The 22,988-nt window shown below is 67.6% G+C and carries 19 protein-coding genes and 2 pseudogenes; 14 read left to right on the forward strand and 7 right to left on the reverse strand.

From position 1 onward, the window contains the following. Positions 1-60 precede the first annotated feature (60 nt). Entirely contained in the window at positions 61-762 is a 702-nt protein-coding gene (locus ACZ5KU_RS13430; protein WP_054060660.1) for a response regulator, read from the forward strand. A 4-nt stretch (positions 763-766) separates the two neighbouring features. Next, positions 767-2,064: pseudogene (locus tag ACZ5KU_RS13435) on the forward strand (ATP-binding protein). Positions 2,065-2,119: 55 nt separating this feature from the next. On the opposite strand, the pseudogene ACZ5KU_RS13440 reads toward ACZ5KU_RS13435, so the two are convergent. Continuing rightward, positions 2,120-2,976: pseudogene (locus tag ACZ5KU_RS13440) on the reverse strand (LysR substrate-binding domain-containing protein). A gap of 244 nt (positions 2,977-3,220) precedes the next feature. Here ACZ5KU_RS13440 and ACZ5KU_RS13445 point away from each other — a divergent pair. The 10 genes from ACZ5KU_RS13445 to metC all read left to right on the forward strand — a co-directional run bounded on the left by ACZ5KU_RS13445 (position 3,221) and on the right by metC (position 13,908). Next, positions 3,221-4,054, forward strand: coding sequence for a transporter substrate-binding domain-containing protein (locus tag ACZ5KU_RS13445; RefSeq protein ID WP_054060663.1), 834 nt, complete (start codon positions 3,221-3,223; stop codon positions 4,052-4,054). 170 nt (positions 4,055-4,224) lie between these two features. After that, entirely contained in the window at positions 4,225-5,046 is an 822-nt protein-coding gene (locus ACZ5KU_RS13450) for a transporter substrate-binding domain-containing protein (protein ID WP_054062352.1), read from the forward strand. Next, positions 5,043-6,452: an FAD-binding oxidoreductase gene (locus ACZ5KU_RS13455; protein WP_416773186.1), complete on the forward strand. Its 1,410-nt coding sequence runs from the start codon at positions 5,043-5,045 to the stop codon at positions 6,450-6,452. The genes ACZ5KU_RS13450 and ACZ5KU_RS13455 overlap by 4 nt, the downstream gene beginning before the upstream one ends. Continuing rightward, complete coding sequence (locus tag ACZ5KU_RS13460; protein ID WP_416773187.1) at positions 6,449-7,663, forward strand: aminotransferase class I/II-fold pyridoxal phosphate-dependent enzyme; 1,215 nt, start codon at positions 6,449-6,451, stop codon at positions 7,661-7,663. The genes ACZ5KU_RS13455 and ACZ5KU_RS13460 overlap by 4 nt, the downstream gene beginning before the upstream one ends. Further along, positions 7,663-8,385, forward strand: a complete 723-nt coding sequence (locus tag ACZ5KU_RS13465; RefSeq protein ID WP_054061549.1) for an amino acid ABC transporter permease — start codon at positions 7,663-7,665, stop codon at positions 8,383-8,385. Before ACZ5KU_RS13460 ends, ACZ5KU_RS13465 begins: the two co-directional genes overlap by 1 nt. Then, entirely contained in the window at positions 8,375-9,064 is a 690-nt protein-coding gene (locus tag ACZ5KU_RS13470; RefSeq protein WP_054061548.1) for an amino acid ABC transporter permease, read from the forward strand. Before ACZ5KU_RS13465 ends, ACZ5KU_RS13470 begins: the two co-directional genes overlap by 11 nt. Beyond that, a complete protein-coding gene (locus tag ACZ5KU_RS13475; protein ID WP_054062349.1) occupies positions 9,051-9,869 on the forward strand; it encodes an amino acid ABC transporter ATP-binding protein in 819 nt (272 codons plus the stop codon). The genes ACZ5KU_RS13470 and ACZ5KU_RS13475 overlap by 14 nt, the downstream gene beginning before the upstream one ends. Before the next feature lie 21 nt (positions 9,870-9,890). Continuing rightward, a complete protein-coding gene (locus ACZ5KU_RS13480; RefSeq protein ID WP_054061546.1) occupies positions 9,891-10,487 on the forward strand; it encodes a cysteine dioxygenase family protein in 597 nt (198 codons plus the stop codon). Beyond that, positions 10,487-11,143: a glutathione binding-like protein gene (locus ACZ5KU_RS13485; RefSeq protein ID WP_054062348.1), complete on the forward strand. Its 657-nt coding sequence runs from the start codon at positions 10,487-10,489 to the stop codon at positions 11,141-11,143. The genes ACZ5KU_RS13480 and ACZ5KU_RS13485 overlap by 1 nt, the downstream gene beginning before the upstream one ends. 26 nt (positions 11,144-11,169) lie before the next feature. Beyond that, positions 11,170-13,908 (forward strand): cystathionine beta-lyase, encoded by a 2,739-nt coding sequence (metC, locus tag ACZ5KU_RS13490; RefSeq protein WP_464737302.1) that lies wholly within the window; start codon positions 11,170-11,172, stop codon positions 13,906-13,908. Positions 13,909-14,037: 129 nt separating this feature from the next. On the opposite strand, the gene rarD is transcribed toward metC, so the two are convergent. After that, a complete protein-coding gene (gene rarD / locus ACZ5KU_RS13495; protein ID WP_054058294.1) occupies positions 14,038-14,922 on the reverse strand; it encodes an EamA family transporter RarD in 885 nt (294 codons plus the stop codon). Positions 14,923-15,103: 181 nt separating this feature from the next. Next, a complete protein-coding gene (locus tag ACZ5KU_RS13500) occupies positions 15,104-16,054 on the reverse strand; it encodes a class I SAM-dependent methyltransferase (RefSeq protein WP_054062346.1) in 951 nt (316 codons plus the stop codon). 232 nt (positions 16,055-16,286) lie between these two features. Here ACZ5KU_RS13500 and ACZ5KU_RS13505 point away from each other — a divergent pair, with 232 nt between their 5' ends. Further along, complete coding sequence (locus tag ACZ5KU_RS13505; RefSeq protein WP_054058291.1) at positions 16,287-17,162, forward strand: DNA/RNA non-specific endonuclease; 876 nt, start codon at positions 16,287-16,289, stop codon at positions 17,160-17,162. Positions 17,163-17,488: 326 nt separating this feature from the next. After that, entirely contained in the window at positions 17,489-17,830 is a 342-nt protein-coding gene (locus ACZ5KU_RS13510) for a hypothetical protein (protein ID WP_464737303.1), read from the forward strand. Between the two features lie 52 nt (positions 17,831-17,882). On the opposite strand, the gene ACZ5KU_RS13515 is transcribed toward ACZ5KU_RS13510, so the two are convergent. The 4 genes from ACZ5KU_RS13515 to ACZ5KU_RS13530 are packed head-to-tail and all read right to left on the reverse strand — an operon-like array spanning position 17,883 to position 22,955. Next, positions 17,883-18,359 carry a hypothetical protein gene (locus ACZ5KU_RS13515; RefSeq protein ID WP_464737304.1) on the reverse strand — a complete coding sequence of 159 codons (477 nt, stop codon included), beginning with the start codon at positions 18,357-18,359 and terminating at the stop codon, positions 17,883-17,885. After that, entirely contained in the window at positions 18,260-20,962 is a 2,703-nt protein-coding gene (locus tag ACZ5KU_RS13520) for a hypothetical protein (RefSeq protein WP_464737305.1), read from the reverse strand. The genes ACZ5KU_RS13515 and ACZ5KU_RS13520 overlap by 100 nt, the downstream gene beginning before the upstream one ends. After that, positions 20,902-22,614 carry a dermonecrotic toxin domain-containing protein gene (locus ACZ5KU_RS13525; protein ID WP_464737306.1) on the reverse strand — a complete coding sequence of 571 codons (1,713 nt, stop codon included), beginning with the start codon at positions 22,612-22,614 and terminating at the stop codon, positions 20,902-20,904. The genes ACZ5KU_RS13520 and ACZ5KU_RS13525 overlap by 61 nt, the downstream gene beginning before the upstream one ends. Before the next feature lie 38 nt (positions 22,615-22,652). After that, positions 22,653-22,955 (reverse strand): hypothetical protein, encoded by a 303-nt coding sequence (locus ACZ5KU_RS13530; RefSeq protein WP_464737307.1) that lies wholly within the window; start codon positions 22,953-22,955, stop codon positions 22,653-22,655. Between the last annotated feature and the right edge of the window lie 33 nt (positions 22,956-22,988).

The raw sequence follows: 22,988 nt of genomic DNA on the forward strand, positions 1-22,988 counted from the left end.
ATGCTCGCGCACGCGTAAGGGCGTATATCCTTCACCTTTTCCTTCATTTCGTAGTTATTTATGCCGACGATTCTCCTGGTCGAAGACGACACCGCCCTTGCCGAACTGATTGCCAGCTACCTGGAGCGCAACGGCTATCAGGTCAACGTGCTGGCCCGTGGCGACCAGGTGCGCGAGCGGGCCCGGCAGGAGCCGCCGGACCTGGTGATCCTCGACCTGATGCTGCCGGGCCTCGACGGCCTGCAAGTGTGCCGCCTGCTGCGCGCCGATTCGGCGAGCCTGCCGATCCTGATGCTCACCGCCCGCGACGACAGCCACGACCAGGTGCTGGGCCTGGAGATGGGCGCCGACGACTACGTCACCAAGCCTTGCGAGCCGCGGGTGCTGCTGGCGCGGGTCCGCACCCTGTTGCGTCGCAGCAGCCTCAGCGAACCGCAGGTGGCCAGCGACCAGATCCTCATGGGCAACCTGTGCATCGACCTTTCCGAGCGCACCGTGACCTGGCGTGGCCAGCAGGTGGAACTGTCCAGCGGCGAATACAACCTGCTGGTGGTGCTGGCCCGGCACGCCGGCGAAGTGCTCAGCCGCGACCAGATCCTGCAGCGCCTGCGCGGTATCGAGTTCAACGGTACCGACCGCTCGGTGGACGTGGCGATCTCCAAGCTGCGGCGCAAGTTCGACGATCACGCCGGCGAGGCGCGCAAGATCAAGACCGTCTGGGGCAAGGGCTACCTGTTCAGCCGTTCCGAATGGGAATGCTGAGCCGATGCTGAAGATCCTCATCCGGCTCTACCTGATGACCATCATCACCTTCAGCGCGGCGATCTACCTGGTGCCGGACCTGGTGGTCGGGGTGTTTCACGAGCGCTTCCTGAACTACAACATCGACCAGGCGCGGGGCATGCAGGACCTCCTGGTCAAGCAGTTCAAGACGGTGCCGAACACGCGCTGGCCGGCGGTGGCGGCCGAGCTGGACCAGAGTTTCTCGCCGCTGCGGGTCTCGCTGATCCGCATCGACGACATCAGCTTCAGCGAGCCGGAGCAGAAGCGCCTGCGCCATGGCGAGAACGCCATCCGTGTCGGCGACTGGGGCGCGCCGGACCTGGTGGCCTCGCCGCTGGATGGGCAATTGGCGGTGCAGGTGGTGATACCGCCGGACCCGCTGGACGTGAAGCTGCTGTACTGGAGCATGAACGTGCTGGTCGGCGCGGCGCTGCTGGGCTGCCTGCTGTTCTGGCTGCGCCCGCACTGGCGGGACCTGGAGCGCCTCAAGCAGACCGCCCGGCAGATCGGCCAGGGCCAGTTGAGCGAACGCACGCGGATCTCGCCGCGCTCGAACATCGGCGAACTGGCGCAGGTGTTCGACACCATGGCCAACGACATCGAATGCCTGCTCAACCAGCAGCGTGACCTGCTCAATGCGGTGTCCCACGAGTTGCGCACGCCCCTGACCCGGCTGGATTTCGGCCTGGCCCTGGCGCTGTCCGACGAGTTGCCGCCGGCTTCACGTGAGCGACTGCAGGGATTGGTCGGGCACATCCGCGAGCTGGATGACCTGGTGCTGGAACTGTTGTCCTACAGCCGCCTGCAGAATCCCGGGCGGCTGCCGGAGCGGGTGCTGGTGCCGCTGCACGAGTTCGTCGACAGCATCCTCGGCAGTTTCGACGAAGAACTGGAGGCGCCGGATATTGTGCTCGACGTGTTGATGCAGGGTTCCCAGGAGCATTTCTCCCTGGACCCGCGGCTGACTGCGCGGGCGGTACAGAACCTGCTGCGCAATGCCATGCGCTACTGCGAGCGGCGCATCCAGGTGGGCATCCAGGCGACGACCGAGGGCTGCGAGTTGTGGGTGGATGACGATGGGATCGGCATTCCCGAGCAGGAACGCGAGCGGATCTTCGAGCCGTTCTATCGGCTGGATCGCAGCCGTGATCGTTCCACGGGCGGCTTTGGCCTGGGCCTGGCGATCAGCCGGCGCGCGGCGGAGGCCCAGGGGGGACGCTGACGGTCGAGCAATCGCCGCTGGGTGGAGCCCGATTCCGCCTCTGGCTACCGGTAACCTGATCGCTCCCACGCGGAGCGTGGGAACGATCGGTTGTGAGGGCAGGTCGGGAGAGATCTACAACCCCTGGCTCGCGCGGATCAGGTCATAGGCCCGGCGTACCAGCGGGTTGACCGTATTCGGCCGGATCCACAGGTGATAGGTCACATCCGGCAACCGCGGCAATCCGTCGTTCTCGCCCAGCACGCGCATATCCGGCCCCAGCAGTTCCATGCTGCGCGGCGTCACCCCCAGCCCCGCGCGGATCGCCGCCTTGATCCCGATCAGGTTCGACGCCAGGTATGCCTGGCGCCAGGCGATCCCGGCGCGTTCCAGCGCCTCGATGGCATAACGCCGATAGATACTCGGTTCCTCCACCAGAATCAGCGGCAGCGGCTCGCTCGGCACATGGATGTACTGCGCCGAGCAGATCCACCACACCGGTGAGGTGCGCAGGGCAAAACCCTGCAGCCGCGAGTCCTCGCGGGTGGAAATCACCATGTCGATCTTGCCCCGGTGCAGGTCTTCCATCAGGTAGGGGCTGCGGCCCACGTCGATCTCCAGGCGCAGGCGCGGGGCCGAGCGGGCGATGTGGCTGAGGATCGGCGGCAGGATGGTGTCGGCGATGTCGTGGGGCGAACCGATGCGCAGCACCCCGCTCAGATGGCTCTCCTGCAGCGAGTTGAGCACTTCATCATTGAGCGAGAGCATTTGCCGGCATGGCGCAGCAGCTGCCGGCCCGGCTCGGTGAGCTGTTTCTGCCGCCCCTGTTTCTGGAACAGGCTGACCCCCACCTGGTGCTCCAGGCGCTGCATCTGCTGGGTCACCGACGACTGGGTGCGGGCCAGGTGTTGGCCGGCTTCGGCAAAGGTGTGGTGGTCGACCACCGCGACGAAGGTGCGCAGCAGTTCCAGATCGAGGGTGGGCGAGGGCATGGGCGGCTCGAATTCATATCAAGGGTGGTTCGCAATAGATTACGGATTCTTATGTATATGGCGAGATAAAAATGCAAGTCCCCAATAAAGGCCCTGTAAATACGGGTTATGCCATTTTTTCAAAAACCTAATAACCAGAAAGTTATAACAATATTAGATATTTGCATTTCCGTTCGTGGAGGGCCGTCCCTAGCATGCGGGGCAACGAGGCCGGGAGACGCCGGCCGCCATCGAGGGGATAACCATGCAGTTCACGCGCACACCGATCCATCGCTTCCTGCCCACCGTGCTCGGCGCCTTGCTGGCCTGTGGCGCGAGCGCCGCGGCCCAGGCCGACGCCACCCTGGACAAGATCCAGCAGCGGCACAAGCTGGTGGTCGGCGTGGTGCTGTCCGGTGGCCCGTTCGGCTCCATAGACCCGGCGACTCAGGACCCCAAGGGGCTCAACGTCGACCTGGCGAACGCCCTGGGCAAGGACCTCGGCGTGGCGGTGGAACTGGTGCCGGTGCTGCCGGCCAACCGCGTGCAGTTCCTGCAGCAGGGCAAGGTCGACCTGCTGATCGCCAACATGGAATGGACCCAGGAACGCGATGCGATCCTCGGCCATGTGCCGACGCCGTTCTACAGGATCGGGGGTGCCGCCGCGCTGCCCAAGGACAGCAAGGTCGCCCGTTGGGAAGACCTCAAGGGCCAGCCGGTGTGCACTTCCCAGGGCAGCAGCTACGTCAAGCCGCTGACCGAACTGGGCGCCGACATCAAGGCGTTCAAGAGCTCGTCGGAGTCCCTGCTGGCCCTGCGCGGCAACAACTGCGTGGCGGCGGTGCACGACTCGACGCTGATCAACCCGCTGGTGGCCGGCAACCCGGAGTGGAAGGACTACCGCGTGCTGACCCCGGAGCTGAACCCGGCGCCGTCGGTGATCTGGACCCGCACCGGCGAGACCGACACCCAGAAGCGCCTGGACAGCGTGGTGCAGGGCCTGCACCGCAGCGGCTGGCTGATCGAGGCCGAGACGCGCAACCACATCGCCCCGGCGTCGCCGGCGCTGGTGGAGTTGCACGAGAAATACAAGGGCTGATGTTCAGCCGCTGAGTGTTTGTGAGGTTTGGGGGCCTCTTCGCGGGCAAGCCACGCTCCTACAAAGCTGCGGCGTACAAACGCCTTATGTACGACACGGACCCTGTAGGAGCGCGGCTTGCCCGCGAAGAGGCCCTCGGGTCCTCCCCACCATCCAAAGGACATACCGCGATGCTCAAATACATGCCGCTGGCCCTGGCGCTGCTCACCGGCCTGGCCCACGCCGACGCCACCCTGGACAAGATCCAGCAACGCCACAGGATCAGTGTCGGGGTGATCCTCAGCGGTCCGCCGTTCGGCACCATCGACCCCGCTACCGGTGCCCACCTGGGCTACAACGTCGAACTGGCCAAGGGCATCGCCGAACGCCTGGGCGTCGAACTGGAAACCGTCTCGGTCCTGGCCCCCAACCGCGTGCAGTTCCTCCAGCAGGGCAAGGTCGACGTGCTGGTCGCCAACATGCAACTGACCGAAGAACGCGCCGAAATCCTCGACTACGTGCCCACCCCCTACGAGGAAGTCGGCGGCGCCGCGCTGATCCGCAAGGGCGCCGGCATCGCTCGCTGGGAAGACCTCAAGGGCAAGCCGGTGTGCGTGTCCCAGGGCAGCAACTTCATCAAGCCGCTGCAGGAAACCTACGGCGCGCAAATCAAGGCCTTCCGCAGCCAGTCCGAGTCGCTGCTGTCGCTGCGCGGCAACGGTTGCGTGGCGGCGGTGCACGTCAGCCCGACCATGCACAGCCTGCTCGACGAGGCCGAGTGGAGCGGCTACGAGATTCCCTTGCCCGACGACCTGATCCCGTCGCCGTCGGTGATCTGGGTCCGCAAGGGTGAGCGGGACACCCAGGCCCGCCTGGACGCCATCGTCCGCGACTGGCATCGCAGCGGCTGGTTGATCGAACTGGGCAAGCGCACCGGCATGCCGCCGTCCCAGGCCCTGCTCAAGCTGCATGAGCAGTACCGCAACAGCGCCCCCCTGGCGGCCGCGCCATGAGCCTGCTGTTCAGCCAGTTGCAGCAGTTGCTGGGCGCCGCCCATGTCCGCGACGGTGCCGACGGGGCGGCCTGGTTGAGTGACAAGCACCGGGTCTATCACGGCAAGGTGGTGGCGGTGGTGCACCCGGCCAGCACCGAGGAAGTCGCCGCCGTGGTGCGTGTGTGTGCCCACCATGGCGCGCCGCTGGTGGTGCAGGGTGGCAACACCGGGCTGATGGGCGCCGCCACGCCGGACGACAGCGGCCGCAGCGTGCTGCTGCGCCTGGACCGGATGAACCGCATCCGCCAGCTCGATACCGACAACGACACCGTCACCGTCGAGGCCGGTTGCATCCTGCAGCACCTGCAGGATGCCGCCCGCCAGGCCGACCGTCTGTTCCCCCTGAGCCTGGGCGCCGAAGGCAGTTGCACCCTGGGCGGCAACCTCGGCACCAACGCCGGCGGCACCGGGGTACTGCGCTACGGCAATACCCGCGAGCTGACCCTGGGCCTGGAAGTGGTCACCGCCGACGGCGAGATCTGGAACGGCCTGCGCGGCTTGCGCAAGGACAACACCGGCTACGACCTGCGTGACCTGTTCATCGGCAGCGAAGGCACCCTGGGTATCATCACCGCCGCGACCCTCAAGCTGTTCCCGCTGCCCAAGGCCCGGAGCACCGCCTTGCTGGCCTTCGACTCGCTGGCCCAGGCGGTGAGTTTCCTGTCCCATGCCCGCGCCGGTTTCGGCGCCGACCTGACCGCCTTCGAACTGATGTCCGCGGCCTGCCTGGCGTTGCTGCGCCAGCAGTTCCCCGACGGCCCGCAGCCGTTCGCCACGGCGCGGCAGCCGTGGTTCGCGCTGCTCGAACTGTCCGACAACCACAGCGCCGAACACGCCCGCGCGGCGTTCGAGCGGGTACTGGGCGAGGCCTTCGAGGCCGGTCTGCTGGCCGATGCGCTGATCGCCGAGAGCCTGGCCCAGAGCGCGGCGCTGTGGCAGTTGCGCGAGAACATGAGCGAGGCCCAGGCCCGCGAAGGGCGCAACATGAAGCACGACATTTCGCTGCCGATCTCGCGCATCGTCGAGTTCGTCGCCAGCACCGATGCCTTGTTGCAGGAACATTTCCCCGGCGTGCGCAACCTGACCTTCGGCCACCTGGGCGACGGCAACCTGCACTATAACGTCGCCGCCCCCCTGGGCCAGCCGGTTGAGGCGCACATGGCCCACTACGCCGCCCTCAGCGAGCTGGTGCACCGCAACACCCACGCCTTCGGCGGCTCCATCAGCGCCGAACACGGTATCGGCCAGCGCAAGCGCGAGCTGCTGGCGCAGGTCAAGAGCCCGGTGGAGCTGGACCTGATGCGTCGGATCAAACAGGCCCTCGACCCCCGCGGGCTGCTCAACCCAGGCAAGGTGCTGCCATGACCGTTCAACTTTCCCGGCGGGTACAGAAGGTCTCGCTGTCGGCCAATGCCGCCGCCAAGTCCCGCGCCACCGAGCTGCGCGAGGCCGGGCGGGACATTCTCGACCTGACCACCGGCGAGCCGGACTTCGACACCCCCGGGCACATCAAGCAGGCCGCCTGCGCGGCGATTGCCGCCGGCGCCACCAAGTACACCGCCACCCCCGGGGTGCGCGCCCTGCGTGAAGCGGTACGGCGCAAACTGGCCGAGGAAAACCGCCTGGACTACCCGCTGGCCGGCATCGTCATCGCCAACGGTGCCAAGCAGATCATCTTCAACGCCTTCGCCGCGACCCTAGACGAGGGCGATGAGGTGCTGGTGCCGGTGCCGTACTGGCCGTCGTTTCCCGACAGCGTGCGGATCAACGGCGGCGAGCCGGTGTTCGTGCAGTCGAGCCTGGAGCAGGGCTGCAAGCTGACGCCCGCGCAGCTCGAAGCGCTGATCGGCGAGCGTACCCGCTGGCTGATCCTCAACAGCCCCGGCAACCCCAGTGGTGCGGTGTACAGCGCCGCCGAGCTGCAGGCGCTGGCCGAGGTGCTGCGCCGGCATCCCAAGGTGCTGGTGCTGCTCGACGAACTCTACGAACACATCCGTTTCGACGGCCAGCCACCGCTCAACCTGCTCAATGTCGCGCCGGACCTGCAGCCACGTTGCCTGCTGGTCGGTGGGGTGTCCAAGACCTACGCCATGACCGGCTGGCGCATCGGCTTCGGCGCCGGCCCGCAGGTGCTCACCGCGGCCATGGCGGTGGTGCAGTCGCAGTCGGCTTCCGGGGCGTCCTCGGTGAGCCAGGCCGCGGCCTTGGCCGCCTACCAGGGCGGGCTGGATTTCCTGCCGGCGCAGGTGGCGGCCTATCGCGAGCGGCGCGACGTGCTGGTGGCCGCGTTGAGCGGGGTGGACGGCTTGCAGGTGCTGGTGCCCGAAGGCGGTTTTTTCCTGTTCATCCGCTGCGCCGGCCTGATCGGCCGGCGCCGTCCCGACGGGGGCCTGATCGCCAGCGATAACGACCTGGTGGATTACCTGCTGGAGGCGGGCGTGGCCGCCGTGGCCGGTAGCGCCTACGGCCTGTCGCCGTGGCTGCGGCTGTCGATCGCCACCGCCACCGACAGCGTCCGTGAAGCCGGCCGGCGGATCGCCGCGGCCTGCGCCCGGCTGGTCGAGGATCGCGGTTGATGGAAACGTTCGTGCAATGGGCCGCGCAACTGGGTCTCAACTATCGCTTCCTGCTCGACGCCTACCAGCGCGGCAGCCTGCTGGAGGGGGCCTGGACCACCTTGCTGCTGTGCGGGCTGACCCTTGTCGGCAGCCTGCTGGCCGGGGTGGTCCTGGCCGCCATGCTCACCAGCGCCAGCCGATGGCTGGCGCGTCCGGCGCGGGTCTTCGTCGAGGTCACGCGCAACACGCCGACCCTGGTCCAGCTGTACTGCGCCTTCCTGGTGCTGAACATGCTGCTGACCCAGGCGGTGGGCGCGGCCAACCCGCTGACGCCGTTCGCCTGGGTGGTGATCGTGATCTCCCTGCACAAGGGCGCCTTCCATGCCGAGGCGCTGCGTGCGGGGATCGAGGCGGTGCCGCCGGTGACCCTCGAAGCCGCCAGCTCCCTGGCCTTCAGCCGCCGGCAATTGCTGTGGAACGTGCAATTGCCGCTGGCCCTGCGCTTCGCCTTGCCGGCGCTGGTGAACAACCTGATCGACCTGGTGAAGATGACCGCCGTGGCCTCGGCCATCGCTGTCGGCGATATCACCTACGCCTCGATCATGATCTGGACCCAGAGCGACAACGTGCTGGAACTGATGATCCTGATCCTCAGCTTCTTCGGTCTGCTCAGCTTTATCGTCAACTGTGTCGGCCGCTACCTGGAAGCGCGCCTGAGGATGCCCGGCTATGGCCATTGAAACCGCGGTGGTCGAATCGTTGCTGCGCTGGAGCCCGGCGCTGGCGGCGGGCTTCGGCCAGAACATCCTGATCAGCCTGCTGGCGATCGCCCTCGGCTCGCTGCTCGGCCTGTTGATCGGCGCCCTCGGCCTGTCGCCGTTGCGGCTGTTGCGCCTGCCGGCGCGGCTGTGGGTGCAACTGTTTCGCAACGCGCCGTGGCTGGTGCTGATCTACTTCACCACCTACGTGTTCCCGTTCGAGATCCACGTCGGCGGCTACTACCTGCCATTCCCCGACTGGGTGAAGGTCACCCTCGGCCTGGCGTTGCCGGCCAGCGCCAACGTCGCCGAGATCTTTCGCGGTGCCATCGGCTCGATTCCGTCGACCCAGTGGGAAGCGGCGCGTTCGCTGGCGTTCAGCCGCGGCCAGCTGTTTCGCTCGATCATCCTGCCGCAGTGCTTCAAGCGCATGCTGCCGCCGTGGATGAACCTCTATGCGGTGATCACCATGGGCACCGCGCTGGCCTCGCTGGTGGGCGTGCACGACCTGATCGACACCGCGCAGATCGCCAGCAACACCGTCAACCGGACCGGCTTCACCGTGCTGATCTACTTCAGCGTGCTGGCGCTGTTCTTCGCCTATTGCTACCCGATTTCCCGCCTGACCCAACGCCTGGAGCGCCGCTATGCCTTCTACTGAACCCCTGGTCAGCCTGCGCGACCTGCACCTGTCGTTCGGCGCCAACCCGGTCCTCAAGGGCATCGACCTGGACGTGCAGCGCGGCCAGGCGGTGTCGGTCATCGGCCCGTCCGGCTCGGGCAAATCGACCATTTTGCGCTGCATCACCGGGCTGCTCAAGCCGCAGCGCGGCAGCATCCGTGTCGGTGACACCGAGGTGCACCGCCTGCAGCGCGAGGCCGAACTGATCGAGCTACGCAAGCGGGTCGGTTTCGTCTTCCAGCAGTACAACCTGTTCCCGCACCTGTCGGTGCTGGAGAACCTGCTGATCGCCCCCTGCAAGGTGCTCGGCCGCAGCCGTGCCGAGGCCGAGCGGCAGGCCCGGCAACTGCTGGCCAAGGTGCGCATGGAGCACAAGGCCGAGGCCTACCCCGGCCAGCTCTCCGGCGGCCAGCAGCAGCGGGTGGCGATTGCCCGCACCCTGGCGATGCGCCCGGAACTGATCCTGTTCGACGAAGTGACCTCGGCCCTCGACCCGGAAACCGTCGGCGAAGTGCTGACGGTGATCCGCGAGCTGACCGAGGAAGGCATGACCTGCGTGCTGGTGACCCACGAAATGCGTTTCGCCGAGGAGATCAGCGACGTGGTGTATTTCACCGAGAACGGCCGGATCGTCGAATCCGGCAGTGCGCAACGGATTTTCCAGCAGCCGCAAAGCGAGCGGACCCGCGAGTTCCTCCGGCATGCCCTGGGCGACAACCGTCGTCCGGTACAGGCCGACCCGTACCGCCTGACCAATATCAGCCCCTTCAGCCTGTCCATCTGACGCACCTACAAGGAGCCTGCCATGAGCACCACCGAACGCGCCAACGTGATCGAAACCTTCCTGGTGAAGATCCGCGCCATCCACCAGCGTGGCGTCGACCGCGCGGCCCTGCAAGCCATCGTTGCCCTGCTGGAAGAACTGGCCGAGCGCCGCGATCTGTTCAACTTCGATCATTTTCCGGCGCCGGTGGCGGGCGAGGGCAACACCGCGTTCCGCTACCGCCTCAACGACGACGGCGAAACCCCGACCCTGTACCTGAACTCGCTGCTGCCGGGCAAGAGCACCATCGCCCACAACCACGAGACCTGGGCGGTGATCAGCGCCGTCGAGGGCCAGGAGCTGAACCGTGTCTACACCCGCCGCGACGATGGCCGCGACCCGGCCCGCGCGGTGCTGGAACTGGAGCGCGAGGTGGTGGTGCAGCCCGGCACCTCGATCGCCTTCCTCGGCGAGGACCTGCACAGCATCCGCGTCGACGGCGAACAGGCGACCCTGCATTTCCACCTCTACGGGCGCCCTCTGGAATCCCTCGAAGGCCGCTACGGCGTGCAGGACGACGGCACCGTCCTCAACTACAACAAGTCGCAGATGGCGCCTTCGATCAAGGCCTACGCCTGATGATCGACCTCTACTACTGGCCGACCGCCAATGGCCTGAAGATCGGCATCCTGCTCGAAGAGCTGGGCCTGGACCACCGCCTGCAACCGGTGAACATCCGCGCTGGAGAGCAGCGCGCCGCGGCATTCCGGCAGATCAGCGCCAATGGCCGCATTCCGGCGATCGTCGACCACACGCCGAGCACCGGCAGCGAGCCGCTGAGCCTGTTCGAATCCGGGGCTATCCTGACGTATCTGGCGGACAAGGCCGGGCGCTTCCTGCCCGCGGCCGGCAGCGTCCAGCGCCAGCGCGTGCAGGAGTGGCTGTTCTGGCAGGTCGGGCATGTCACCCCGTACCTGAGCCAGTGGCAGTTGTTCCGGGAAAAGGCCCCGGAGCCGATTCCGTTCGCCCTCGACCTGCTGCAGGGCGAGGCGACCCGCCTGTACGAGGTGCTGGAGCGGCGCCTGGACGGGCGCGACTACGTGGCCGGCGACTACAGCATCGCCGACATGGCGATCTTTCCCTGGATCCAGCCGCGCCGCCAGGGCTTCGACCTGGCCGACTACCCGGCGATCCGGGCCTGGCGCGAGCGCATCCAGGCCCGGCCGGCGGTGCAGCGGGCCTATGTCCGCGGCCGCGAGGTGGCGCCGGCCGAACGGTCGCTGGTGCTGGAATGACATCTTTATCCCGAGACGAGGCTTTCGTGAGCACAACCATTACCCCGGCACAGTTGCAGACGTGGCTGTTCGATGGCCGGGAAATCGCCCTGTTCGACCTCCGCGAACACGGCCAGTACGGTGAGGCGCACCTGTTCCATGGCGTGCACCTGCCCTATAGCCGTCTGGAGCTGGAAGCTCGGCGCCTGGCGCCGAACCCGGCGGTGCGCCTGGTGATCTACGACCAGGACGGCGGCGAGCTGTCGTTGCGCGCGGCCCGGCGCCTGGCCGACCTCGGCTACCGCCAGGTGCATCGCCTCGAAGGCGGCGCCGATGGCTGGCAGGCTGCCGGCCTGCAACTGTTCGCCGGTGTCCACGTGCCGTCCAAGGCCTTTGGCGAACGGGTGGAAGAGGCCTGCCATACGCCCCATCTCAGCGCCGGCGAACTGGCGGCCTGGCAGGCCGAGGGCAAGCCGCTGGTGCTGCTCGACGGCCGGCCGTTCGACGAATACCGCAAGATGACCATCCCCGGTTCCATCTGCTGCCCCAACGGCGAGCTGGGCTACCGCCTGCACGACCTGGTGCCGGACGAGTCGACGCCGGTGGTGGTCAACTGCGCCGGCCGCACCCGCAGCATCATCGGCGCGCAGACGCTGATCAACCTGGGGGTGAAGAACCCGGTCTACGCCCTGGAAAACGGCACCCAGGGCTGGTACCTGGCCGACCTGCCACTGGAACATGGCAGCACCCGGCGCTACCGCGACGAGCAGGCGCCGGCTGGCGTCGAGCAACAGCGCGCCGCCGCCCGGCATCTGGCGCAGCGTGCCGGCGTGCCGAGCGTCAGCGCCGCCGAGGTCGCAGCCTGGTCCGCCAGCGCCGCGGGCAGCCTGTTTCTCTGCGATGTGCGCAGTGCCGAGGAATTCGCCCGTGGCAGCCTGCCCGGCGCGCAGCACACGCCTGGCGGCCAACTGATCCAGGCCACCGACCTGTACATCGGCGTGCGCCAGGCGCGGCTGGTGCTGTTCGACGACGATGGTGTGCGGGCGCCGATCGTTGCCAGTTGGCTGCGACAACTGGGGCACAATGCCCAGGTGTTGGCGGAGGGCTTGCACAGCGGCCTGCAACTGCCGGTGACGACGCTGCCGTCGTTGCCCGAGCTGCCGCGGATCGAGCCCGAGGTGCTGGTGCGTGAGTGGGCCGAACGGCGGGTGACGCTGATCGACCTGCGGCCGAGCATGAGCTTTCGCAAAAACCATGTGGCCGGTTCGCAGTGGTCGATCCGCCCGTTGCTGGCCGCCGAGCTGGCCGGGGAAGGGCGGCCACTGGTGCTGATCGCCGACGACCCGGCAGTGGCGCGCCTGGCACTGCTGGAACTGCCGGCGGCGCAACAGGCCGCTGCCCGATTGCTGGCGGGCGACCTCGCCCGTTGGCAGGCGGCCGGCCTGCCGCTGGTGAGCGACGCGGCGGCCTTGCCTGATGAGCGTTGTATCGACTTTCTGTTCTTCACCCACGACCGCCACTCGGGCAACAAGGACGCGGCGCGCCAGTACCTGGCCTGGGAGACCGGCCTGCTGGGGCAGATGACCGCGGCCGAAATCGCCAGCCTGAAGCCGCTGAAACCGGCGGCTGCCAGCGCTGTGCGCACCCGCCTGGTCCACGCGGCCCGCACTGCGGCGGGTAGCGGGGCACGGGCGGTGAACGTGCCGGTGACGCGCCTGAGCACGGTGCTGTTCGACAACGTCGCGCAGATGCGTGATGCCCGCCGTCGGCGTGACCATGAACAGGTGCTGAGCTACGGCGCCCGTGGCAACCCCACGGCCTTCGCCCTGGAAGACCTGGTGAGCGAACTGGAAGGCGGCTACCGCACGCGGCTGTTCGGCACCGGCCTGGCGGCGGTGGCGCAGACCCTGCTGGCCTACCTGCGGCCGGGCGATCATGTGCTGATCACCGACGGCGTATACGGGCCGGTGCGCACACTGGCGAAAGAGTTTCTCGGGCCGTTCGGCATCGAGGTCGAGTACTTTCCGGCCGATGGCCAGGACCTCGCCGCGCGGCTGCGGGCCAACACGCGGCTGGTCTACTGCGAGGTGCCCGGTTCCTTGCTGTACGAACTGGCCGACCTGCCGGCGATCGTCGCCCTGTGCAAGCCGCGCCATATCCTGGTGGCGGTGGACAACACCTGGGGCTCGGCCTACCAGTACCGGCCGCTGGCGCTCGGTGCGGACATCTCGATCATGGCCCTGACCAAGTACCTGGCCGGCCACAGCGACGTGGTCATGGGCAGCGTTTGCACCACCCAGGCGGCCTGGCCGGCGTTGGCGCGCATGAGCGACAGCTTCGGCAACACGGTCAGCCCGGACGACGCCTACCTGGTGCTGCGCGGTGCGCGGACCCTGGCGGCGCGGCTGGAGGTGCACCAGCGCCAGGCCCTGGAAATTGCCCAGTGGCTCAAGGCGCAGCCGCAGGTGCGGCGGGTATTCCATCCGGCGTTGCCGGAGCATCCGGGGCATGCGCTGTGGCGGCGCGACTTCAGTGGCAGCAATGGGTTGTTGTCATTCGAGTTCGCCGAAGCCGACAGGCGCCAGGCCGAGGCGTTCATCGATGCCTTGCAACTGTTCGGGCTGGGGGCATCGTGGGGCGGTTACGAGAGCCTGGTGACCCTGGCCGACCTGGGCGATCGGCAGTTCCCGGTGGCGGCGAGCCATCCGGTGATTCGCCTGCATATCGGGTTGGAGGCGGTGGAGTCATTGATCGAGGATCTGCAGCGCGGCTTTGCGGCCCTCTGAGCCAGGCAGGCTGGGGCGGCAGTCGTCCAGGCGAAGGCGGCGGGTATCAATCCGCCGCCTCTCGGACCGAATGGCAACAGCCCGTGCCGCAAGACCCTGCGCTTTCCCACCGGTGGACACGATCAGGGGCTACTGGGCCCGGCGCTGCCTCAGCAGGCGCTTGACCCCTTCGAGCACCAGCACCGCCACCGCCAGCCAGATCGGGATGTAGGTCAGCCATTCGCCCGGGGCGATGCTTTCGCCCAGCAGCAGGGCGACGAACACCAGCAGCACCGGTTCGACATAACCGAGCAGGCCGAACAGGCCGAACGGCAGCTTGCGGCTGGCCAGCAGGTAGCAGATCAGCGCCGCGGTGCTGATCAGCCCCAGCCCGGGGATCAGCGCATACAGCGCCGGGCGCTGGTCGACCACGGCGAAGCCCTGCTCCCCGCTGTGCACGAACCACCAGGACACCGGCAGCAGCAGCGCCATGTCGAACCACAGGCCACCGAGGTTGTCGGTGCCGATGCGCCGGCGCAGCACGAAGTACACCGGATAGCCGCCAGCGACCACCAGGGTGGTCCAGGATACCCGGCCCACCTGGTACAGCTCGTTGAGCACGCCGCCGAGGGCGAGCAGGGCGGCGAGCAGTTGCAGCCGCGACAGCCGTTCGCCGTAGACGATGCGCCCGGTCAGCACCATGGTCAGCGGCAGCAGGAAGTAGCCCAGGGACACGTTCAGGCTGTGGCCGTTGAGCGGCGCCCAGAGGAAAATCCACAACTGCACGCCGAGCAGCGCCGAGGAGGCCATCAGCGTGAGCAGCAGCGCCGGCTGCCGGGCGATGCGCGCGACGAGAGTCGGCACCAGTTTCCAGTCGCCGGAAATCAGCATGAATACGGTCATGCAGGGCACGGTCAGCAGCATGCGCCAACCGAAGATGTCCTCGCCGTTGAGCGGCGACAGCAGGGACGTGTAGAAATACATGACGGCGAACAGGCAGGACGCCGATACCGATAAAACGATGCCTCTGGACACAACAGCCTCGCGGTTGGGCAGATAGATTAATGAGCGTTCCCACGCGGAGCGTGGGAACGATCGGTCAGTCAGGTAGTTGAATATAGGTTTCTTGTTGGTCGACAGCTTGCCGGTTCGCGACATGTGACGCAAACCGCCTGGGCGTATCGGGCGAACGGGCCAGCCGGCTCGCCCCGGATGTTCAGGCCTGGCCGGGATGTAGCCGGAACACCAGGGCCTTCAGGCCACAATCGGCATCGCTGTCGGGAAACTCCGGCGGATTCTCCAGCCGTTGTTCGAAGCGCAGGCCCGGTGCCTCGCGGGTCACGCCCTCGATGAGGAAGTCCGGACCCAGCGACGGGTCGTTCATGCAGGCCAGCACCATGCCGCCTTCGGCCAGCAGTTCCGGCAGGCGGCGCAGTACCCGCTGGTAGTCCTTGGTCAGCAGGAAGCTGCCTTTCTGGAACGACGGCGGGTCGATGATCACCAGGTCGTAGGGGCCGCCATTGATCACCTTGCCCCAGGACTTGAACAGGTCATGGCCGAGAAACGCCACCTTGCCCAGGTCGTGGCCGTTCAGGCGATGGTTGTCGCGACCGCGGCTCAGCGCCGCGCGGGACATGTCCAGGTTGACCACGCGCTCGGCGCCACCCTCGATGGCCGCCACCGAGAAACCGCAGGTGTAGGCGAACAGGTTGAGCACCCGCTTGCCACCGGCCTGGGCGCGGACCCAGTCGCGGCCGTAGCGCATGTCGAGGAACAGGCCGTTGTTCTGCTTCTTGCCGAGGTCGACCCGGTACTTGAGGCCGCCTTCGGTCAGGGTCCACTCGTCGATGGGCTCGCCCAGCAGCCATTCGGCCGGGCTCAGCGGCAGGTAGCGGTGCTGCAGCAACAGGGTATGGGCGCCACTGGCCTGCCAGACCGGCGAGCGGACCAGTTCGCCGAGCATGGTTTTGAGCGCGTCCAGTTGCGCGGCCTCCGGCTCGCGGAACAGCGAGACCATCAGCACGCCCTGCAGCCAGTCCACGGTCAGTTGCTCCAGCCCCGGCCAGCAACGGCCACGGCCATGGAACAGCCTGCGGGTCTCCGTGGGCGGGTTCGCCAGGGCGTCGAGCAGGTGGGCATGGAGGGTGGACAGGGCTTGCGGATTCATCGGGCTAACGTCGGCAGTCGGAAAGGGCCGGGCAGTTTAACGCCATGGCGGCGGAAAATCGTCGGGTTTTCCGGGTTAAGTACTGTCAGTCTGCCAGCTTTTCGCCGATTCCTACGCTCGTTGCAGGATTTTCTTGTCCTTTGCCGGCAGTGGATGGTAGAAGCCTCGCCGAGCCCCGACCTAGAGGGCTTTGCAGGATTTTTTTCGACCCTCCCGAGTAAAGAAGCGACGCATGAAACCAGGCAAGTTAGCAGTCGGTTTGTCAGCCCTTTTGTTGTTTACCAGCGGCGCGGTGCAGGCGCGCAGTGTGCTGGATTTTCTCGACACGCCCGCGGCACACGAAAAGTCGGGGCACCGCGCAGGCTCCATCAGCCAGAGCGCGGCCCTCGACCTGTATTCCAGCCAGGAGCGCCAGGCCTCGTTCGACGGTTGCGCGCAACTGTTCCCGAACGCGCGGCCGATCAACCTCGGCAGCGTACCGGCGAGCATGAAACCGATGGCGCTGTGCTCCGACACCTTCGCGGTGCTGTACTCGCAGACCAGCAAGACCCCGCTGGTCGTCGTTGAGCGCCTGAACGCAGCGCAGCTCAAGGACGCCAAGGGCGAGGAACGCACCAACCAGTTCTACCCCGACCCGCGCATTCCCAAGGGCGGCCGCGCCGAGCTGAGCGACTACCGCGCCCAGCAGCCGGCGGTGGACCGCGGGCACCAGGCGCCGGCGGCCGATGCGCCGACGCCGAATGCCATGGCCCAGTCCTTCGCCCTGTCGAACATGGTGCCGCAGGACCCGACCAACAATCGCAAGATCTGGAGCAAGGTCGAGGCCGACGTGCGCAAGTTCGCCCAGCGTGCGGGCGGCAACGTCTATGTGTTCACCGGCCCGCTGTTCGACGAAGGCCATGGCACGGTCGGCGACAACAACGTCTGGGTGCCGACGCGGCTGTTCAAGCTGGTCTATGACAGCGCTTCGGGCCGCGCCTGGGCGTACGTGCTGCCGAACGCCGAAACCCGTATCGAACGGCCGATGGACTACGCGACCTTCGTGAAAACCACTGGCTTGCGGCTGCTGGACAGCCTGCCGGTGTCGGGGTCGCTGGCCAAGGGCTGATCCTGTAAGAAACAACCTTCAACACAATCCAATATGTCCCACGACAATCAGGCGTGGGACACTATGGTGTGCGCCAAGGTGCTGGGAATACAGTCCGCAGGTCGCTGCAAATTCAGCGACGCGGGTTTTGCAGCCCGGATGCTTGAGGCGCACAGCGCCGCGAAAGCGGCATTTTTACGCTCGTGTCATGGCGAGCTGTGCGCAGGAGGCTTCGGCCTACCGGGAGGGTTCCTCAAGCACCGGTCTGCAAACCTGCGCATGGCTTGCCACCTTCCGTGTTGCAGCGTGGGTGACAAGCTCCTTTATTGCTTGAGGAGCTTTACGCAATGACCAAGAAACTCACCCCCGATCCCCCGTCAGAACACGACGCCGCCGACTCACTCGACCCCCTCACCGTCACCCGCGCCAAACCCGTCACCGCCGAATCCCCCGGCAAACCTTCGCTGTTCGCCATCCAGCCGGGCGTCAATGCCTATGACGCGCTGACCCACGTCTCGCGCCTGCTCGAATCGGCGCAGCTCAATGGCGACGAACTCAGCCTGCACACCGACCCCTTCGAACGTTCGCTGTTCTGGAGCCTGCTGCACTCGGTGGAAATGGCACGGGCGGTGGTGGATTCGCTGCTCGAAGGCGACCGGGCGTCCGGCCAGCGCTTGCCGGCCGGCTGATTCGCGGCGCCTGGGCTTCTGGCCATGATCGGCCAGAAGCCACCGTTCAGCTTCAGGCCGACGGCTGCGGATGCGGCCACACCACGTCATCGGAGAAGATCGAGCTGTTGGGCGGTGCCGTCACCACCTGCCCGCCGGACACCGCGACCTGGTCGATCAGGTCGTCGTACACGGTCTGGTTCTCGACGCCGTCCCAGGTGTCGTGCTCGATGCCGGCGGCCTGTTCGCCCGCCGCCTCGTTGATCGCGTGCACGTTGGCGGCGCGGGTATGGCTGGAGTTGACCAGCCAGACCCGGTCGGCACTCAGCCCCAGCGCCGGCACGGAGATTTCGCCTTCGATGTCGTCGTTGGGAAACAGCCCCTGGGGACCGGCGCTGTTGAAGAACTCGTTCTCCTGGCCGGGGACCACCTCGATGCCCCGGGTGTCGATCATGTACAGGAACGCCACGCTCTGGCGCAGACGGCGTGGGCTGTAGCCGCGCTCGCGGTTCCACGGCTCATCGCTGTCGGCGTCCGAGCCGCTTTCCATCTGGCTGTCGGCGTCGCCCTCGGTCTGCATGTCCGAGTCGGAATCGCGGCCGCCCGGGTAACGGTCGAACTGGCTGTTGTAGCGCAATTGCCCTTCACCCGGGCCGCCCCCAGGCCATAACTTTTGGCATCGTCGAGGCTGAAACTGGCGCTCAGGGCCTCTTCGGTGGTCGCGCGTTCCTCGCCGGGTGCCTCGCGGGCCAGCATTGTGTTGTCGCGGGCCAGTTCGAACGGGGTGCGGTCGTCGCTGCGGAACATCGCCGGGATGTCCGTGCGGTACAGGCAATTGCGGATATTGCGCTGGTAGCCGATCTTGAGCAGGAAGGCGTCGAGAAAGTCCTGGGTGTAGTAGTCGGGGAAATCCCGGTCGAGTTCGAGCTTGGCGAGCTCGAAGTTGCGCAGATGGCGGATCTGCGGGACCACCTCGGCCTGCAACAGGTCGAAGCGTTGCAGGTTGCCGGCGTCCTGCATCTGCATCTTGTGCCTTTCGGCCCAGTCGGGGACCCGGCCGGTGTCCTGCAGGGCCTTTTTCAGCAGCGGCCACTGGCTGGGCAGCAGGTTGTAGCCCTTGAGCAGCTCGGCGCGCTCCGGGGTGGTCTTTTCCGGGAACGCCCACTTGAGGTCGCGCAGCAGCCGGGTCCGGGCGCGCTCGCGCGAACCCGGATACTCCCAGGCGGGGCTCTTGCCGGTGAGGGCGGCCTGGTTGCGGAACGCGTCGGCGGCCGTGCCCTGCAGCCGGTAGTGCTGCCAGATTTCGCCGTCGGTCCAGGACGGCAGCTGCCTGGGGGAAACCAACTGGCCAGTGGCATCGAAGCGGCCCGGCGGTGGGGTGACCGGAGCCCAACTGCCGTCCTCGTGCTTGAAGGCATACAGCGTGTCGCTGCCAGCCTTGAAGCGGTAGTAACCCTGGCTGTCGGGGCCGAGCGCGGTCGCGTAGTTGTCCAGCAGCCGCAGGTAGCGGATGCCCGGCAACTGCCGAAACGCCGGGGCCAGGTGCGGCAGCAGGTGGCTGGAGGCGTCGATGCGTTCCAGCTTGGCGAAGTGGCCGAGGAAATCCGTCAGCGTCGACCAGTCCTCCAGTTCCAGGTGTTCCAGGTGCAGCGCAGTGACCTGGTCGAAACTGGCCGGGAGCACCGGCAGGCGGCCCAGGTTGCCCTTGAGCTTGAGCAGGCCGATGGCGCCGGGCTCCATTTCATGGCGCCAGCAGCGGAGGATCCCGGCCATGGCCCGGCCTCTGTTGAAGGCCTGGATATAGCTCTGCGGTTCGCGTTGCCAGGCTTGCAGGGTGGTTTCCAGGGCGCGGTATTCGGCTTGCAGGGCCTCCAGCCGGGCCAGGGCTTCGGCCGGGCGCAGGGTGCCCAGATCGTGCAGGGCCTCCACCTGCTCGACGGACAGGTTCGGGTACAGCTGGCGCGCCAGGCCGTCGCGTCGGCTCAGGCCTTCGCCGCGCCCGCTGAGGGCGTAGCCGACCCGGCCGTCGGCCAGGCGCATCGGCGGGCGAAAGCCCGGCTTCAGCGACGCCAGGGCCAGCAGGCGGGCCAGGTCCTCGCGCGGCAGCGGCGGCAGCGGCGGCAGGGCGCGCAGGGCCTGTTTCAGTTGGGCGCCCTGGCCGACATGGGCAAAGCCCAGCGCGGCGCGTTCGGCATCGGGCAGGGCGTGCAGCACGCTGGCGTAGAGGTCGTCCGGGCCGTGCAGTTCCTCGCCATCGGCGTCATGGGCCAGGTACTGCTCGCCGTCCCTGACCAGCACCTTGCGGATCGGCGCCGTGTCCGGGCCGAGGCTGTCGAGCAGCGGGCCGCCAAAGAAGCGGTCGCGGATTTCCAGGCGCACCTGGCTCGACCAGCCCGGCAGCTTGCGCAGCATGCTCAGGACGATACGGTAGGCCTCGGCCTGGCTGGCCGAGTCGAGGTACAGCAATTCGTACTGACGCGCCAGGCGCACGTTGCGCAGGTAGTGGCGGGCTTCCCGGCCCAGGCGCGCCGGCAGGCGCCCGCTGATCAGTCGTTGGCGTTCCAGGGCATCGGCGCCACGGGCCAGCTCCGCGGCGATCGGGTCCGGCAGGCCGGGGAAGTGCTGCTTGAGCACCCCGGTGCCCGGTTCGCCACGGCTGCCGGCGGTGCGGTAGCGGTAGTGCGACTCGAACAGGTCGGCGCGCCGCTTCACCGCATCCCCGGCCAGGCGCCGGCGCAGGGACGCGACCCGGGCCGGGAGGCTGGTGGTGGCCTGGCCGAATTCCTCGCGCAGCAGGCTGCGGATCTCGCCCTCGTCGAGCTTGCCCAGCACCTGCTGGAGCAGGCCGTCGGCGTCCAGGTCCGGCCAGCGCACGTCGATCCGCGGCACCTGGGCGTCGACGCTCGCCGGGTACTCCTGAATCGTCCGTCCCGCGGCGTTGAACAGCCTGAGCACCTTGGTACGCGGCCAGACCGGGTCGGTGGTCAGCAATTGCAGTTCCATGTGCAGCTCATCGAGGCTGCCACTGGACGCACCGCCGTCCTGCAGGCGTTGCACCAGGCGGCCGAGGTCGCGGTCGAGGGCGAAGCGGGTCACGCTGTCGCTGAGCAGGGCCGGTGGCCGCTCGACGTTCTGGTGGGTGGCGCGCAGCACATCGCTGTCGACGCCGCTGATGTGCTGGAGGCGCTGGCCGGTCGTGGCGTCGAGGCTGGCGGCCTCGGCGCCCAGCCGCTGGAACAGGCGCTCGTCGCTCCAGCCCAGGGGCTGCTCGAGTTCGTGTTGCCAGGCGCCGGCGCCGTTGCTGCGAAATTCGGGGCATAGGGGTTGAGCAGTTCGGCGGCCTGGCTGTGGCGGGCGCGATAATAGCCCGGCCCGATGGCGTCCAGGCGGTGGTAGTGGCCTTCCAACTGCAGGTAGGCGGCGTCGGCCGTGTCGTGCAGGCCCAGTTCATTGGCTTGGCTGCGGACAGGCAGGGACGGCTGATGCCGGTAGGGGGCGAGGTCGGGCTTCCACAGCCGCGAGACGCCTTCACGGACACTCACCGGGATCAGTCCGTCGACGAAGGCCGAGGTGTCGACATGGGGCAGCACCACGCCGGCGGTGCCGATCAGGGCCAGGTTCACCGCCACGCCGAGCAGGTGGGCCCAGGCCTGGCGGGTGTCGCCGGCTTCCCAGGCCTCGATGCCCGAGTACACCTCGTGGAGCAGGCGGGTGCCCATGGCCAGCAGCATCACCTGGCCGAGGCCGGGGACGAACACCAGCAGGTTGAGCAGGTCCATGGCCGCATCGACGAAGCCCAGGAAGCGGGCGATGCGCGCCTCGCGATCCTCGTCGTCGGTGGGCACGGCCAGGGCGCGGGCGTCGCCGAGCAGGCGGCCGATCTTCAGTTCGCACTGGTCCTTGAGCGCCGTCTGCAGGGACGGGCGGGTACCGACCCGCAGCGACTGCTCGACCAGGTCCAGCCCGACGTGCCGTGCGGGGTCGACGGTGTAGTCGTCCCACAGCGCGTGGCGGTCGGCGGGGTCCAGGCGCTTTTTCAGGGCAATGAAGAATGCCGCCTGTTCACGCACTGGCACGAACTGGGCGAAGAAGCGCCGGTAGCGGGCCTGGTGCAGGCGCGTGCGCAAGGCGACCATGAAGTCGGCGCTGGAGTCGTAGTGGCGCACGGGATGCTGGTCGTCGCCGGGGATGTAGACCACGCAGCGCCGCGGTGACGGGCCGGACTCGGGGCGCAGGAAGAGGATGTCGCTCAGGTCGACACCGAGCATGCGCAGGCAGCCGGGGTTCACGGCCTGATCGCCCAGGCGGATATCGGTGCGGCCGGCCAGCCACTGCCGGAGCATCTGGTAGGCGTCGTCCGGGATGTGCGCCTGCATCCGCGCCAGGTGGACAGCCTCGGCCAGCTGGTTGTGCAGGTGCGTGGTCCAGGTCTGGCGCACCAGGGCCTTTTGCGCGGTATCTTCGGGGTTGAGCACCGCGGTGAGATGCGTCTGGTAGCGTTGGCCCAGGTCGAGGGTGCGGCACAGCGTGGCGAAGCGCTCCGGCGCCAGGGGCAGGGTACGGTCCTTGTCGTAGGCGCCGATCCGCACGTCGGCGGTGCTGTGGTCGTGGGTGATGAACTCGTCGCCCTCGTTGGGCGGCTGGGCCGCTTCGCCGGCGGTGAAGTTGTGCAGGGCGGCCTCCAGCAGCGAGACATCCCAGTACCAGGTGCGCCGCTTGGGGTCGCCGGCGGAAAAGTCGAACAGCCCGCCCAGGCTGGAGGGGCGCCGTACGTGCAGGCGGCGCACGAAATAGGTGTTGCGCACGTCCAGGTCCAGGCCGGTCTCCTGCTGGATCGCCGTTTTCAGCAGGGGGCGGCGAAGGTCTCCAGGGGCGTGATGCGGCCGAGCAGGCTTTCGAGTTGGTGCTGGCTGGTGCAGCGCGCCAGTTGGCTGTTTTCCAGGGCGCTGCGCAGGCTGGCGTCGGCCCGGCTGTACCAGGCCGGGGTGGTGGGGTTGATGTCGAGCAGCGGCTTGAGGCAGGCCGAGCCGGGTTGCGTCAGCGGCGCCGGCAGGCGGCTGGCGATAAAGGCCTGGTGGCGGTTGAGAGCCGGGGCAGGGGAGCCGGCAGCGTGGTCGCTGCCGGTTGTTGCGGTCGTTGCGGTCATGGGAGCGGGCCCGATTGTTGATTCGAAGGGCCA

It is taken from the genome of Pseudomonas sp. Tof1, from assembly GCF_055390395.1.